The organism is Synechococcus sp. H70.2, assembly GCF_047462275.1.
Lineage (GTDB): Bacteria > Cyanobacteriota > Cyanobacteriia > Thermostichales > Thermostichaceae > Thermostichus.
The window spans coordinates 1-14,696 of sequence record NZ_JANSIU010000004.1 but is presented as its reverse complement, the minus strand read 5'-3'; the positions used below and the strand labels follow the sequence as shown (position 1 = coordinate 14,696).

General features: G+C 60.3%; 12 protein-coding genes, 1 tRNA gene and 1 pseudogene. 6 read left to right on the top strand and 8 right to left on the bottom strand.

Features of this window, described 5'->3' with window-relative positions:
- Window positions 1–7: 7 nt before the first annotated feature.
- The 3 genes from NW822_RS05095 to NW822_RS05085 form a co-directional block, all read right to left on the bottom strand.
- Window positions 8–2,113: a thioredoxin domain-containing protein gene (locus tag NW822_RS05095; RefSeq protein WP_414403736.1), complete on the bottom strand. Its 2,106-nt coding sequence runs from the start codon at window positions 2,111–2,113 to the stop codon at window positions 8–10.
- 107 nt (window positions 2,114–2,220) lie between these two features.
- Window positions 2,221–2,724, bottom strand: a complete 504-nt coding sequence (locus NW822_RS05090; protein WP_414362726.1) for a GNAT family N-acetyltransferase — start codon at window positions 2,722–2,724, stop codon at window positions 2,221–2,223.
- A 67-nt stretch (window positions 2,725–2,791) separates the two neighbouring features.
- Complete coding sequence (locus tag NW822_RS05085; protein ID WP_414362725.1) at window positions 2,792–3,259, bottom strand: SRPBCC family protein; 468 nt, start codon at window positions 3,257–3,259, stop codon at window positions 2,792–2,794.
- Window positions 3,260–3,527: 268 nt separating this feature from the next.
- Between NW822_RS05085 and NW822_RS05080 the strand changes: the two genes are divergently transcribed.
- Window positions 3,528–4,301: a DUF502 domain-containing protein gene (locus NW822_RS05080; RefSeq protein WP_414403735.1), complete on the top strand. Its 774-nt coding sequence runs from the start codon at window positions 3,528–3,530 to the stop codon at window positions 4,299–4,301.
- Here NW822_RS05080 and NW822_RS05075 read toward each other — a convergent pair whose 3' ends face one another.
- Window positions 4,302–4,616, bottom strand: coding sequence for a TIGR03792 family protein (locus tag NW822_RS05075; RefSeq protein WP_414362723.1), 315 nt, complete (start codon window positions 4,614–4,616; stop codon window positions 4,302–4,304).
- 16 nt (window positions 4,617–4,632) lie between these two features.
- Window positions 4,633–5,976: a 3-phosphoshikimate 1-carboxyvinyltransferase gene (gene aroA, locus NW822_RS05070; protein ID WP_414403855.1), complete on the bottom strand. Its 1,344-nt coding sequence runs from the start codon at window positions 5,974–5,976 to the stop codon at window positions 4,633–4,635.
- Between the two features lie 315 nt (window positions 5,977–6,291).
- Here aroA and rsmH point away from each other — a divergent pair, with 315 nt between their 5' ends.
- On the top strand, window positions 6,292–7,221 hold the full coding sequence (gene rsmH, locus NW822_RS05065) for a 16S rRNA (cytosine(1402)-N(4))-methyltransferase RsmH (RefSeq protein WP_414403734.1): 930 nt from the start codon (window positions 6,292–6,294) through the stop codon (window positions 7,219–7,221).
- Window positions 7,222–7,452: 231 nt separating this feature from the next.
- Entirely contained in the window at window positions 7,453–7,827 is a 375-nt protein-coding gene (locus NW822_RS05060; RefSeq protein ID WP_414403733.1) for a hypothetical protein, read from the top strand.
- A 31-nt stretch (window positions 7,828–7,858) separates the two neighbouring features.
- On the opposite strand, the gene NW822_RS05055 is transcribed toward NW822_RS05060, so the two are convergent.
- On the bottom strand, window positions 7,859–8,719 hold the full coding sequence (locus tag NW822_RS05055; RefSeq protein ID WP_414403732.1) for a prephenate/arogenate dehydrogenase: 861 nt from the start codon (window positions 8,717–8,719) through the stop codon (window positions 7,859–7,861).
- A 186-nt stretch (window positions 8,720–8,905) separates the two neighbouring features.
- Between NW822_RS05055 and NW822_RS05050 the strand changes: the two are divergent.
- A pseudogene (locus tag NW822_RS05050) lies at window positions 8,906–9,196 on the top strand (DUF6679 family protein); the annotation flags it as partial.
- Between the two features lie 463 nt (window positions 9,197–9,659).
- A tRNA-Val gene (locus NW822_RS05045) sits at window positions 9,660–9,731 on the top strand.
- Window positions 9,732–10,385: 654 nt separating this feature from the next.
- Here the strand turns inward: NW822_RS05045 and NW822_RS05040 are convergent.
- Window positions 10,386–11,645: a PQQ-dependent sugar dehydrogenase gene (locus NW822_RS05040; protein WP_414403731.1), complete on the bottom strand. Its 1,260-nt coding sequence runs from the start codon at window positions 11,643–11,645 to the stop codon at window positions 10,386–10,388.
- A gap of 52 nt (window positions 11,646–11,697) precedes the next feature.
- Between NW822_RS05040 and NW822_RS05035 the strand changes: the two genes are divergently transcribed.
- The gene (locus NW822_RS05035) at window positions 11,698–14,103 is read left to right on the top strand and encodes a glycoside hydrolase family 31 protein (protein WP_414403730.1); all 2,406 of its coding nucleotides are present in this window, start codon (window positions 11,698–11,700) and stop codon (window positions 14,101–14,103) included.
- On the opposite strand, the gene NW822_RS05030 is transcribed toward NW822_RS05035, so the two are convergent.
- Complete coding sequence (locus NW822_RS05030) at window positions 14,100–14,567, bottom strand: peroxiredoxin family protein (protein WP_414362717.1); 468 nt, start codon at window positions 14,565–14,567, stop codon at window positions 14,100–14,102. The two genes, NW822_RS05035 and NW822_RS05030, sit on opposite strands and share 4 nt — an antisense overlap.
- Window positions 14,568–14,696: the final 129 nt, after the last annotated feature.

Here is a 14,696-nt window from a genome sequence, read left to right as displayed (position 1 = left end):
ACCCAGGTCAGTAGGAGCGGTTTTGGCCCTTGCTAATCTGGGAGTGGATTTGTTCCAGCGAGCTGGCCGGAGCCAGGCACTTGCTGCCCCAACACACTAGGCCTTCCGCCCCTGGGGGCAGGGGTTCTGCTTCTGTGGGCAAAGCAAAGACGGTAGTGGGCCAGGGGCGCTGCTGGAAGGTGGGGATGTGCTCAGCTCTTAGGGTCGCCTTCACCCAGTTGCTGTACCAGTCCAGCCCAACGAATAGAGTGGGACAGACGCGTGGCTGGGTACTCATGAGCTGGGCAAAGGTTTTCAGGGCTTGCTCTGCTTGCTCCAGATAGTCCAGATTGCCCGTGAGGGCGGCCAGACGCACCAGGTTGGCGATGGCCACGCCGTTGGCTGAGGGCATGGCGTTGTCCTGAAAGTCCTTCTCCCGCACCAACAGTTCAGCGGCGCTCTGGGCATCACTGACAAAGTAGCCCCCTTTGGTTTTATCCCACAGTTGCGTGTCCATCTCCTGCTGCAGCCGGATGGCAGCCTCCAGCCACTGCTGGGAACTGGGATCCCCTGCTCTACCCAGGCAGGCCTGGTGCAGATCCAACAGGGCCTTGATGAACAGGGCGTAGTCTTCCGATTTGGCGGGCACCTGAGGTGTGCCGTCGTAGTTTAACCGCTGCAGGGATCCCGTCTCGGGGTGGCGCTGGTGGTTGAGGATAAATTGCGCAGCCCCCACAGCCAGTTGGCGATAGTCCTCGTTGCCAAACACCTGGTAGGCCCGCGCCAGTCCAGAGATCATCAGGCCGTTCCAGGAGACAATCATCTTGGTGTCCGTAACAGGTGGGATCCGCCCCGGCCAAGAGCGTTGGCGGGCCGAGCGGGCATCTACCGCGGGCGGGAAGGGGGTTCTCCGCTCTGGGGAGCCGTAGCGGGCTCGAAACAAGTGGGTCGTCAAAGCCGTTTCCACGTCCGGCGGCAGTTCTCCTCCCTGTTGGCGCTGCAGGACAATGCAGCCAGGCCGGTCGGGAAAATTGCCCCCTGGAGACAGGAAGAAAGCCTGCTGCAGGGCGCGGAAGGTTTCTTCCTCGAGCAGCTCCTGTAGCTCCTGCCAGCGCCAGACGTAGAACTCGCCCTCCTCCGGCTCCTCGTCTTCTGCTCGGGCAAAGCTGTCGGCATCCTGGGCGGCATAGAAATACCCAGCAGGGGCAGTCATCTCCCGCGCCACCCATTCCACCGTCAGGCGCACCGCCCGCTCGATGGCGGCATCTTGGATCCCGTAGGCCCACAGCTCGGAGAGAAACTCCAGGATCTGTCCGTTGTCGTAGAGCATCTTTTCAAAGTGGGGCACCGTCCAGGTGGGATCCACGGTGTAGCGGTGAAAGCCACCAGCCACATGGTCGAAGATCCCTCCCAACACCAGCGCCATTGCCCGCTCTTTGGCCCGTTCCAGGGCGGTCGGCGAGCCAGGGATCCCTTCCGGCAAGTCAAAGCGAGCCGAGCGCAGCACCAACTGGGCATAGGGCATCATGGGGAACTGCTGCACCGCCCCAGCATTGGTTAGCAAGGGCTGGATCTTGGCGATCCCAGAGCGCAGCAAGTCTGGGGGAAGGTGGTCTTGCGGCACCAGATCGCTGAGGGTGGTCAGGGCCGTCAAAATCTGGCCCTTCATCTCCTCGAGCTTGTCTTTTTCCTGGCGGTAGAACTGCAGGACGCGCTGCAGCACCGTTAGAAACCCCGGACGGCCAAAGCGGGGCTCCACCGGAAAATAGGTGCCTGCGTAGAACGGCACCAGGTCGTTGGGGGTGAGAAAGACATTGAGGGGCCACCCTCCCTGCCCGCTCATGAGTTGCAGCGCCTGCATGTAGATGCTGTCCAGATCGGGCCGCTCCTCGCGATCCACCTTGATGGGCAAAAAGTGGGCATTCAAGAAGGCGGCAATCTCCGGGTCGGAAAAGGCTTCCCCCTCCATGACCGTGCACCAGTGGCAACTGGAATAGCCAATGGACAGGAAAATGGGCTTATCCTCAGCGCGGGCCCTCTCCAGCGCCTCCGGGATCCAAGGCCACCAATCTACTGGGTTATTGGCGTGCTTGCGCAGGTAGAGGCTGGAACAGGTAGCAAGGCGATTGGCCATAGATACCCCCCTTTTGGTTTTAGGCTAGCGCGTCCTCCTCCGGAGGCTGGGCCGACCGACTCGACCGACTGTTGTTCAGGATACACTCTTGCCTAAGGGATCCCCCCTCAGGCCTGCGCCTGTTCGGCAGTCGGCAGCAGCAACTCCAGGGATCGCCCATACAGAACCAAAGTGGTGCTGGGGTTTTCCACAAAGCCAATGCGCTCGTAAAAGCCGCGCTGATGGGTAGTAAATAGGTAGATGCGTTCCACAGCCCGTAGGTGGGGATGGCTGATCAGGGTTTCCACCAGCTTGCGCCCAATGCCTTGGCGTTGGTAGTCAGAATCCACCACGATATCCCAAAGAACGGCCCGGTAAACCCCATCCGAGGTGGCGCGGCCAAAGCCAATCAGGCGCTCCCTGTCCCAGGCGCTGACCACTGGATAGCTGTGGGCAAGGGCCCGCTCCATCTCTTCCCGACGGCGATTTTGCGCCCAAAAGGCATTGCGGTTCAACAGCAGCAGGAGCTGATCCAAATCCAGATCGCCCCGCTCTAGGGAGAAGCGAATGTTGCGGTTGTCCACAGGTCGAGGAGGAGGAGCAACCAGAGGCTCAGGAGGGGGATCAGACATGGATCAAGGCCTTTGCAGCCGCAAAAGTCGACAAGGAGTCCAGGAGTTGTCCAGCAGAAGACCGGAGCTAGCTGACCGAGGCGCCGTCGGCTCTTAATCTTGCCTGCTCCAAGGCATAGACCTTGAAGCGCTCCAAGTCGGCCTGGAGGGTGTTCTCCACTACTTTACCCACAAACAAGCCGTCTAGAATCTTGCCAAGAATGCCGGGGATCTTGTAGGCCACTGACAACTTCACAATGGTGCTGCCCTTGCGATCATAAAACCGCAGTGCCCCCCGATTGGGCAGCCCTTCCACCGATTGCCAGGCAATGTGTTGGTGTTTCACCACCGTCTGGGTGCGGGAGATCCAACTGAAGGTGAGGCCGCGCGTATCTAGCGTCCACCGCGATAGGTCGTGATCCAGCACTTCCACCGAGCGGATCCACCGCATCCAACGCGGCATCAGGGCCAGGTTGGACCACAGATCCCAAACCTGTTCAATGGGAAGCGGCACCTCTACCTGACAGGTGTGCTCTAGCCAATCTAACTCTGCCATGGGGCCTCCCAAACAAGTAGAAAGGAGAACCCCCCCCTTTGCCCTGGCCACCCAGCCGCTGGGGGGATCCCTGCCTTTACAAAATTTTATACCGGCCTAAGATAACATTATCAGCCCACCTTGGGTCTATGCGCCTTTGACCAGGCAGAGTGGGGCTGATGCCCATAAGGTGAGGCAGAAGGGGGGTATCATGGTTGCCATCTGCAAGCTTCACTTGCATCAGCCCGGTGCACCCAACTCTTATTTACCTTGACGGGACGACCTTGCCATGGTTTCTCAATGGAAACAGCATCTTAAAAACTACTTTGTGGCAGGGCTGCTGGTGGTGATCCCTCTGGCCACCACCATTTGGCTGATGGTGGAAGTGGCCACCTGGAGCATTGGCTTTCTAACCAGCATTCCTAAGCCGTTTAACCCCATCCAAGGGCTGCACCCCATTCTGATTAACCTCATCAACCTAGCAGTGGGCTTGGTGACGCCAATCCTGCTCATTTTGTTGATTGGCTTTATGGCCCGCAACATTGTCGGTCAGTGGCTGCTCAACCTAAGCGAGCAGTTGCTCCATGCCATCCCGGTGGCGGGGCTGGTCTACAAGACCCTCAAGCAATTGCTCAGCGTCTTATTTGCCCCCAACAACCAGGGTTTTCGACGGGTGGTGCTGGTGGAATACCCCCGGCCAGGGATCTGGGCTTTGGCTTTTGTAACGGGCATCATTCAAACTCCCCTTCGACCGGACGGGCCGCCGCGTTCCCTTAGCGTGTTTATCCCCACCACCCCCAACCCAACCACTGGCTGGTATGCGATTGTGCCGGAGGATCAGGTGGTGGAGGTGCTCATGCCAGTGGAAGATGCCTTCAAGATGCTGATTTCCGGCGGGATTGTAACCCCCGAAACTTTTGAAGCAGGGCTCAAACGGCGGGAAGCTCTGGCAGTAGCCATGCCCAGTTTGCGGGAGCTGGTGGAACAGGAGCGGGCGGCAGAATTGGGGCGGCTCGACTCGGCAGCTAGGGAGTCGGGCCTAGAGGCGCAAGGGCTCCCGTGATCAAGGGTGTTCCTGGCTAGAGGGGTCGGCCTGCCAGAGGTGGTACTCCTTAGCCTGCTCCAGGCGTACATAGAAAGGCTGCATCTGCCGATCCAACGCCTCCACTTGGTCAGGAGGAAAGGCCTTCCAGTCGGCGCGGCTGGCCCAGCGGATAATTAGGTGAATAAGGTGAGGATCTTCTGCATCCAGCCAGACTTCCTTGCCCAAAAAACCTGGCTGTTGGCGCAGGGCAGGTCCCCAAACCCGCTCGTCCTGGAGGATAAAGGCCTGCTGCCCCCCAGGAGGAACCCGGAAGCAGAGGTGCTCGATGGTCACAGGCGAGAGGGACATCCTAGGAGGTTGAGGCGGTGAGGCGTTGCAGGGTAGGGAGGAAGTCAGGGTAGGAAATGCGGGCACAGTCAGCCCCTCGGAGAGTAGTAGATCCCTGGGCAGCTAGGGCAGCCACCATGAGACTCATAGCGATGCGGTGGTCGGCGTGGCTGTCCACCTCGGTCCCCTGCAGAGGGATCCCCCCTCGAATTTCCAGGCCGTCGGGATACTCAGTAACCTGAGCGCCCATCCGGCTCAGCTCCTGGGCCATAGCTGCCAAGCGGTCGCTCTCTTTGACCCGCAGCTCTGCCGCATCGCGAATGACCGTGATCCCCTCGGCAAAGGCCGCCGCCACGGCCAAAACCGGGATCTCGTCGATTAGCGTGGGAATGAGATCGCCACCAATGCTGCAGCCCCGCAAGCGAGCCGAGCGCACCCGCAGATCCCCCAGGGGTTCACCTGCAACTTCCCGGCGGTTTTCAATGGAAATATCGGCCCCCATCTCCTGCAACACCTGCAGCACGCCGGTGCGGGTGGGATTGAGGCCCACGTCCCGCAGCAGCAATTCGCTCTCCGGCACAATCGAGGCGGCCACCAGCCAAAAGGCTGCCGAGCTGATGTCCCCTGGCACCTGAACTGTCTGGCCCACCAGGCGGGATCCTCCCACCACAGCCACGGTTTTCGCCGCCGTATCCACGTGGATCTCGGCACCAAAGGCCCGTAGCATCCGCTCCGAGTGGTCGCGGGAAAGGGCCGGCTCTGTAACTTGCGTGGTGCCTTCTGCCAAAAGGCCTGCTAGCAGCAGGCAGGATTTTACCTGGGCCGAGGCCACCGGCGAGTGGTAATGGATCCCCTTTAGGGATCCCCCCTGCACCGCCAAGGGCGCCAAGGTGCCCCCCGCCCGCCCCCAAATGCTAGCCCCCATCTGCCGCAGCGGCTCCACCACCCGTCCCATGGGCCGCGAGCGCAGGGAGCGATCCCCAGTAACAGCAAAAAAGCGGCCCCTCTGGCCGGCTAGGATCCCCAGCATTAGGCGCAAGGTGGTGCCAGAATTGCCGGCATCCAACACCTCTGCTGGCTCTTGCAGGCCGTCCAAGCCCACCCCCCGGATGCGCACACATTCGCTGTTAAGCTCGGGGATCTCGACTCCCAAAGCCCGAAAGCAAGCTGCTGTACTGCGGGGATCCTCCCCCAGCAGCAGCCCGCGAATGACGGTTTCCCCTTCCGCTATGGATCCCAGCATTAGGGCGCGGTGGGAAATGGACTTATCGCCGGGGATGTTTACTTGACCGCGCAGGCCGCGGGCGGGCGAGAGCGTCAGGAGGTCGGCAGAAGAAGCAGTGGTCAGCACAGCAGCCGTGACAATAGACAAAGACAAAAGCCGTCTTAATCATACGTTAGGCTGAAACCCGCCCTGCTCTTGCCGGCGGTCGGCCTTGCCCGCAGAGGATGGATCCTGAACTCCTGGAAGACAGCCCGTCTTTTGACGGCAGCCGAGCCTATCCCCGAGGATGGGCTTAACAACATGGATTCCTCGGTCGGGGCCTGGCCTCGGCCTTTTTTTGCAAGCCCTTATGTTGTGAATGCTAGCGTTTGATGGTACTAGAGTTCCCTACCGATCCTGCAAGGGGTAAAGCTAGCCCGTTGAGCGGGGAAAGAAGCAAAGCCACCCCCTGCACCTATGGACTTGGCAAGAGCTCAGCTTGAGGAAATGCCGCTGTACCACCACGAGTCCGTTTTGACGGAGGCAGTGGTGGCCTACCTGCACCCTCAGCAGGGTGGCACCTTTTTGGACGTGACGTTAGGTGGCGGTGGACATAGTTTGGCGCTGCTGCAGAAGGGAGCAGAGCGCGTGGTGGGGCTGGATTGGGATCCGATGGCTCTGGAGGCGGCTCGGGCGCGCTTGGCTGCAGCAGGGATCCCCCAGGAGCGCATTCAGCTTTGGCACCTCAACTTCGCTGATTTTGATCTGCAGCGGCACGGCTTCCGGGATGAACAAGGGCAGGGGATCCCTTTCGATGGCATCGTGGCCGACCTGGGGGTGAGCTCGCCCCAACTGGACTGCCCCGAGCGGGGCTTTAGCTTTCGCACCGAGGGGCCGCTGGATATGCGCATGGATCCCACCGCCAGTCAGGAAACGGCCGCCGATTGGGTCAATTGCCGGCCAGTCGAAGACTTGATTGACATCTTTATCCGCTATGGCGAGGAGCGCTTTGCCCGCCGCATTGCCCACCACATCGAACGCTCCCGCCCCCTTTTTACCACCACCCAACTGGCTCAGGTGGTCTGGCAGGCGGTGCCGCCGGCAGCGCGGCGAGGTCGCATCCATCCAGCCACGCGAGTCTTCCAGGCCCTGCGCATTGCCGTCAACCGAGAGCTGGAGGCCCTAGAAACCCTGCTGGCCCAGGCTCCCAATTGGCTAAAACCCGGCGGCAGATTGGCTGTAATCAGCTTCCACAGCCTGGAAGATCGCCTAGTGAAATGGGCCTTCCGCACGGATCCCCGCTGGCAGGTGCTCACCCCTAAACCCTTGTGCCCTTCGCAGGAGGAAAAGCTCCACAATCCCCGGGCCCGTTCTGCCAAGCTGCGCGTGGCCGCCCGCAGCAGTTAGGTAGGTGCCCTGCACCCTTGGGGGCACTCGGCGCAGGGATCGGATAGAGTAGGGCCGAGGGATCAGTAAGTGCTTGGTAGGTGAGGGGTAGACCCTATGCTCAGCCAACCTTTGAACCCAAACCGTGGTCTCAGCTCTCTCTGGCAGGCCCAAGCTGCGACTTTGGTTCCCTACCCTCCCTCCCAGAGAGCTCTGTCCCCTGCTGCTTACCAAGACAGCTCCCCTCAGCCCTTGAAACCAGCCCATCCCCGCCGCTGGGAGCTCACCTGGAAAGAGCATCTCCTATGGTGGCACCGGACCTCTACTGGCCTTGCCATTGCCTCAGGGCTAGCGGTGCTGAGTGTCTATAGTTGGACAGTGCATACCCAAAGCCAATGGAGCCAGCGCTACCAGGTTTGGCAGCGGCTACAACGCCATGAGCAGCAGTTTCTCCTCACTCAAGAATCCATCGCCAATTCTCTGCGAGAGATTGCCGAGCGCTCCGAGATGGTTCCTCTGGTGCCGGAGCGGATGATCGAGGTTCCCATCGCTCCCCCTAGCCCAGCTTCTGGGCAGCGTCAGAATACCTCTCAACCAGCTAGGCCCTTTTATCCAGTTGGGTATTGAGCAATCGGTTGCAACAGCTGCAGCTAGACCTTTAGGGCGCCGCTTGATTCACGGGAAACTGCTGCCATTCCTGGCGGATTCGCTGCAGCCTCTGTAGCAGCTCTTCCCACTGTTCGTCCTCAATGAGCTGCTTCATGGTCTCCAACTCAGCCTGGTAGCTGCCTAGAGCAGCCAGCAGGGCCTGCCGGTTGTAACGGGCCATCTCCAGGCCTAACTGTGGCACCCCACCGCCAACCCGACTGGTATCGCGAAAGCCACTGCTGGCCAAGGTGCGGGCTAGGGCTAGAACCTCCTGGTCCTCCTCTTGGCTGACGGCAGCAATTAGGCCAGCCCCTACCATAACCGGCAGATGGCTAATCCAGGCCACTGCCTGATCGTGACGGACAGGATCAGCAAGGACAACTTTGGCACCTACTGCTGCCACTAGCTCCTGCATCACAGTAAGAGCTTGGGGCTGCGTCTGGGGAATAGGAGTAAGCACATAGGGTCGCCCCAGAAACAAGTTAGCCTCCGCCGCCTGGATCCCTTGCAACGTCTTGCCCGCCATGGGGTGCCCCCCCACGAATAGGGGCCATAGCGCCGTTGCCGGCCCAACAATTGGCTGCTTGACTGAGCCGACATCGCTCACCACTGTCTGGGGTGATAGATGGGGCACCAGGGCCTCCAGGGTGGCCAACACGTGCTCCAGGGGGGTACAGATCACCACCACCTGAGGATTGAAAAGCGTCAGCTGCGCCACCTCGGTTCCGCAGCCCTGAACGGCTCCTCGTTCCAGCGCCCTTTGGCAGGTAACCGGGTTGCGGCTGATCCCCCAAACGGAGTACCCCTCCTCGGTAAGCTTGAGGGCTAGAGATCCGCCGATCAGTCCCAACCCGACGATGGCAATGCGCATGCGGTCTCCAGGAGGTCAAGGCTTTGCAGCAGGGGGAGACTACCTTTTGGGATTTCTTCACCTCAAAAAATCAATTCTGCCCCATGAAGGACCTACAGGGGAGGGATCCAGCCGCTAAGATGGAAGGGTGAACTGGGTAACCCCCATAAAACAGTTCGCCCGCATCTTTCGTCTCAGGAGGGGACCGTGCTTCATCGTAGGATCTATCAACTCAGCCGCGAAGGCAAGGAGGTGTGGATCTACCTGCGCGATCAGGGACGCTGGCTGGAGCGAGCCAAGATCCTCGATATCGAGGGGGACACTATCCTGGTTCGCTACGAAACAGAGGATGAAGAGGAGATTTGCTCCTGGGAGGAGATGATTCGTTTGGAGAGCATTGGGGCTGTTGCTCAGCGCCTTTCCACCATCCCAAAAGGAGTGCATAGCACTTCTGATTTACCCACAGCCGAAGAGTGCCCTCCTGCTGAGCTCCTCCATTTGCCAGCCCCCCCTCGCGTCACAGAGCCCCTCGACGAAGAGCGTGCTAGCGGCGAGCGCCTTGGGGAAGAGCCGGATCGGGAAGCCTCTGCCCTTCGCGAGAGCGAAATGGAGTCTCTGCTGCCGCTTCGCTTGAACGGAGAAGACCTCAAACGGGTAGACCGTTGCCGCAATGACCCAGAGGGTCAGCGGGAGAGTAACCACGACTAAGCTGAAGTCTTCCCAACGCAGAAGCCCTTCTGCCAGAGGGCATGCTCGGCAGGGATCAACGGCGAGGGGGCTGTAGAGCTCCTCTAGGCGCAGCTCTAGTCGAACTTGCCCACTGTGCAGGCTAATCTTCCCCTGGCAAGTCAACTGGCCAAGCAACTGCCTCTTGACCCGGTGGCCTTTGTTCCCCCGCTGTGAGTTCTTGGGGCAGCGGTGGTATAATGAAGGCTAGCCTTGGTAAGGCCTGGAAAAGCAAGGGCGGTTAGCGCAGAGGTAGCGCACTTCCTTCACACGGAAGGGGCCACAAGTTCGAATCTTGTACCGCCCATTTCAGTTCCTCCACCGCCTAGCTCCCTACCCTTCAAGCAGAGTCTCTAGCCGGTTGGCAGCAGGCAGCTTCCTTGGGCAAGTGCTTTGGCCTAGGTAAGGCAGCTAAAGGGCTCCCCTACCTGTAGCCAAAAGCCAGGAGATGCTTCATGAGTCCTTTCACCAACCCTCCCCAAGCATTGGCTGCCGGCGAGTTTTTTACTTAGAGGAGACAACGGGAGCCTACAAAGTTAAGACATCGATTATCACCTTTTACAGCAGAATTTGAAGTCAAGCATTTGATCTCAAATTTTCCAAGGGTAAGTGGATCTTTGGATACAGCCCCTACCAGAGAGCGCTTCTAAAAGCTAAGCTCCAAAACAGCAAATCCTATCCGACATCCTGCGTTGTCAGGACCTTCACCGGCGAAAAACACAAGCGCAAGGCCCCCAATGGCAAAATTGTTTTGATCCCGACTAAGGAGCTAAGAACGGCCCCAGGCAGGTTATTAGGCTAACTCCAGAGGAATGCTTTGCCTGCCACAATACAGATGCCCGAGCAGGAGAGCCACTCCCCATCGAGCAAGAGGTCAAGTTCTTGTAGTAGCAGCAGTGGGAGTTAGGAAACGCTGCTAGGGCTAATCCCACAGGACTAAGGCCATGTAGGTTAACCCCAATCAAGAGCTTGGCTCCAAGCGCAACAGGGATCCGTTAGGGGCATCGGTCAATAAGTAGAGCAAGCCATCCGGGCCCTGGCGCACATCCCGGATGCGACCCACCGCCCCCTCCAGCAGGCGCTCTTCTGCCACCACGCGATTCCCCTCCAAAACCAGGCGTGCCAAATGCTGACCGGCCAGCGCTCCCACAAAGAGATTGCCCCGCCACTCAGGAAAGACATCTCCCGTGTAAAAGGCCATGCCAGAAGGGGCAATGGAGGGCGTCCAGTGCAGCAGCGGCGAGGCCAATCCAGGAGCTGCTGCTAGTCCCTTGCCCACTGGTTCGCCGCTGTACTCGCGGCCGTGGCTAATCAAAGGCCAGCCGTAGTTAACGCCAGGGGCCAAGATGTTGATTTCGTCCCCACCCTGCGGCCCATGTTCGTGTGTCCAAATCGCCCCTGTCTTGGGGTGGCGAACCATTCCCTGAATGTTGCGGTGGCCATAGGTAAAAATTTGCGGCAAAGCCCCTGCTTTTCCAACAAAGGGGTTGTCTGGCGGGATCCCGCCTGTATCCGTAACGCGCAACACCTTGCCGGCAGCATCCCCCAGATCCTGGGCCCGATCCCGCTCGCCGCGGTCGCCGGTGCTGATGTAGAGAAATCCTTCTTCGTCAAAGGCCAGGCGGGAGCCGAAGTGCTGTTGGGCAGGGGTTTTGCGCTCCATGTCAAAAATCACTTCCAGATCCTGGAGTTCTCTTTCTCTCAGACGGGCCCGCGCCACCCGCGTCCCCCCGCCGCCTGGCCCAGGGGCCGCATAGGACAAGTAGATCCAGCCATTCTTCTCGTAGTTGGGGTGTAAGGCAATATCCAGTAGCCCTCCCTGGCCGCGGGCAAACACCTCTGGCACCCCAGCGATGGGCTGGGGATCCAACCCCTGGTCGGTAACTCGGCGCAGGCGGCCTGGACGTTCGGTCACCAGGATTGTCCCGTCTGGCAGAAAGGCCATCCCCCAGGGATGCTCTAACCCGGTTGCCAACGTCACCACCCGAAAGCGCTGCTTCGTTTTGGCTCTGGGCAACGCTTGGGCGTGATCCCCCTGTTGCAGAGACATGACCGTTTCCGGGCTGACCGGGTAGGCCCCCACGGCAGCGGGGAGGGGCAACCCTCCCAAAAGCAACAGCAAGGAGAGGAGTTTTATCGCCGGGATCCTCAGAGCCATTGCCACCTTGTTTTCGCGATGGATTTTGAGGTATTGCTGCTGCTTTTCTAACTCTTCTAGCAAAGATGTACCGATAGGAGCAGAGTTGGCTGCCCACAAGAGTGGGGAGTTTCCTATGCCCTTGCGGCCTTGGGTTAGCCTTGAGAGCAGCATCTGCCCCCAAATCATGCTGGAAGCTAGCGAGATCTTCGGCCAGCCCCAGAGGCAAACCTGTGGATCCCTGCAGGAACTCCAGATCCACCCCAGGGGGATCCGTCTCCTCTGTACTCAGGGCTGCTGGTCTGTGCAGGTGCTCACCCCTCGTCTACTGCGGCTGCGCTTTAGCCCCAGCGGCGAGTTCTTGCCCCGTCGTTCTTGGGATGTGGCTTTGGCGGATGAAGAGTGGCCGCCGGCTCCTTTTGAGCTGCAGGAAAGCCCCACCCAAATCCACCTCAGCACTTCTCTGGTGCAACTGCAGATCGACCGGGATCCCCTCCGCTTCAGCTTTCGGGATCCCCAAGGGCAAATCTTCTGCGCCGATATCTCTGGGGGCCTCAGTTGGGGATCCGAGAGCATCCGCCTGGTTAAATCCCTCCACCCCGCCGAGCACATCTACGGCCTGGGAGAACGGGCCGGGCTGCTTAACAAACGGGGCCGGCGCTACAGCCACTGGACCCGCGACTCCTGGGGCTACGACGCCCACAGTGACAACCTCTATCTGGCCATTCCCTTTGTCTTGCTCCTCCGCCCTGGCCTCTGCTACGGCCTCTTCCTCCACTGCACCCACTGGAGCCAGTTTGACCTAGGCCAGGCGGATCCTGAACAGTGGGCCATCGAAGTGCGCGCCCCCGAGCTGGACTACTACCTTATTTACGGCCCTACCCCCCCTTTGGTCCTCCAGACCTACACCCAGCTCACTGGGCGCATGCCCCTGCCTCCGCTCTGGGCTCTCGGCTACCAGCAGTGCCGCTGGAGCTACGCCAGTGCTGCTCAGGTACAGAACATTGCCGAGCAATTTCGCCGGCGCCAGATCCCCTGCGATGTCATCTACCTGGATATCGACTACATGCGCGGCTACCGCGTCTTCACCTGGGATCCCCGCCGCTTCCCCGATCCCGTCCGCCTCACGGCCCAGCTGCATGAAGCTGGCTTTCGAGTGGTGGCCATTGTGGATCCCGGCGTCAAGTTTGATCCCGAAGCCGACTACGCCGTTTTTGACGAGGGCCTAGCCCAAGACTTCTTCATTCGCCGCGCCGACGGCCACCTCTTCCACGGCTATGTTTGGCCGGGCAAAGTCCTCTTTCCCGATTTTTTACGCCCCGAAGTGCGGCAGTGGTGGGGATCCTGGCAGCGGGTTCTTACCGAAGCCGGTGTGGATGGCATCTGGAACGACATGAACGAGCCAGCCCTCTACGACCGCCCCTTAGAAGATGGGGGTCAAATTGTGGACATCCCCCTCGATGCTCCCCAAGGCCCCCCTGAAGAGCGCACCACCCACGCCGAGGTGCACAACCTCTATGGCCTCCTGATGGCCCGCGCCTCCCGCGAGGGTCTAGAACAGCTCTGCCCCAACCAGCGCCCCTTTGTCCTTACCCGCTCCGGCTTTGCCGGGATCCAGCGCTGGGCTGCCGTCTGGACAGGAGACAACCAGTCCTCCTGGGAACACCTGGAGATGTCCCTGCCCATGCTCCTCAACCTGGGCCTGTCAGGGGTTGGCTTTGTCGGCGCCGACATCGGTGGCTTCGGGGGCAACGCTACTCCTGAACTGTTTGCCCGCTGGATGCAAATGGGGCTCCTCTACCCCCTCATGCGCGGCCACAGTGCTCGGGGGACTCGCCCCCACGAGCCCTGGGGCTTTGGCCCCGAAGTGGAAGCCATTGCTCGGCAGACCATCCAGCTGCGTTATCAACTGTTGCCCTACCTCTACAGCCTCTTCTGGGAGTCCAGTCAAACCGGCTCCCCCATCCTGCGCCCCCTGTTCTACGAATTCCCCGACGATCCCCAGACCTACGAGATCTCAGACCAAGCCCTGCTGGGACCCGCCCTCCTAGCCGCCCCCGTCGTCCGCCCCGGCGTCCGCTGCCGCGCTGTCTATCTCCCGGCAGGCACCTGGTTTGACTGGTGGACAGGCCAAGCCCACAGCGGCCCTGGCTATGTGCTGGCCCCCGCCCCCCTTGAGCAACTGCCTCTCTTTGTGCGCAGCGGCTCTATTCTGCCCTTAGCTCCCCCCTGCCAGTCCACCGCTGACCTGCGCCGTGACCAACTGCGCCTTAAACTCTACCCCGGTGACGGCAGCTTTACCCTCTACGAAGACGACGGCCAAACCCTCGCCTACTCAGGCGGCCACTGGGCCACCACCACCTTTCGCCTGCACCAGCAGGCCAGCCAGCTCCTCCTGGAAATTGAATCCCGCCAGGGCACCTGGATCCCTCCCGAGCGCACCTGGATTCTAGAACCCCTTGGCCAGGCCCCCCTCCTCTTGCCCGACAGCGGCCAGGCCCAGCAGATCTGCCTGCCCAGTTCGGAAAGATCTCGCCCTTAGTTAACCGCCCTCACTGCCTCCAGGAGCTCGCGGTTGTCCCGCTTGAAGATAGGCAGCCACTCCACATGCTGGTAGCGCAGGATCCCTTGGCTGTCCACCACAAAGTAGGCTCGCCGCGTCCCCAAAAAACTGTCCACTCCATAGAGCTGGCTTACCTTCCTATCCACATCGCTTAGCAGAGGAAACTCTAGCTTCAGCTGCTCTGCAAAAGCTTCGTGCTTGGAGACAGGATCACTGCTGATCCCCAAGATCTCGCACCCTGCTGCTCGAAAAGCTCCCCAGTCCTCCCGGAAACAGCGCATCTCGCTTGTGCACACTGGCGAAAAGTCCGCTGGGTAAAAAGCCAGCAGCACTTTGCTCTTGCCCCGATAGGCCCCCAGCGAGATCTGGGCTCCCTTGGGAATTCCTTTTCCAACCGCAGGCAGGCTAAAGTCAGGGGCTGGCATTCCAATCTCGATCTTCATAAAGCTGTCCGATCCCCTCTGAGCTCACTTCCCCAGTCTAACGGTGGCCTGCTCTAAAAAACCCGCTTTGGGGTACTTGACGTTGAGGGGTGGTGTGGGATAGGGTAGTGAAGCGCTGACAAGGCCACC

What these genes read in the sequence shown, in the direction of transcription:
- NW822_RS05080 (WP_414403735.1), top strand. Translation starts at nt 3,528, where the DNA reads ATGGTTTCTCAATGGAAACAGCATCTTAAAAACTACTTTGTGGCAGGG.
- NW822_RS05095 (WP_414403736.1), bottom strand. Translation starts at nt 2,113, where the DNA reads ATGGCCAATCGCCTTGCTACCTGTTCCAGCCTCTACCTGCGCAAGCAC.
- rsmH (WP_414403734.1), top strand. Translation starts at nt 6,292, where the DNA reads ATGGACTTGGCAAGAGCTCAGCTTGAGGAAATGCCGCTGTACCACCAC.
- NW822_RS05030 (WP_414362717.1), bottom strand. Translation starts at nt 14,567, where the DNA reads ATGAAGATCGAGATTGGAATGCCAGCCCCTGACTTTAGCCTGCCTGCG.
- NW822_RS05055 (WP_414403732.1), bottom strand. Translation starts at nt 8,719, where the DNA reads ATGCGCATTGCCATCGTCGGGTTGGGACTGATCGGCGGATCTCTAGCC.
- NW822_RS05090 (WP_414362726.1), bottom strand. Translation starts at nt 2,724, where the DNA reads ATGTCTGATCCCCCTCCTGAGCCTCTGGTTGCTCCTCCTCCTCGACCT.
- NW822_RS05035 (WP_414403730.1), top strand. Translation starts at nt 11,698, where the DNA reads ATGCCCTTGCGGCCTTGGGTTAGCCTTGAGAGCAGCATCTGCCCCCAA.
- NW822_RS05085 (WP_414362725.1), bottom strand. Translation starts at nt 3,259, where the DNA reads ATGGCAGAGTTAGATTGGCTAGAGCACACCTGTCAGGTAGAGGTGCCG.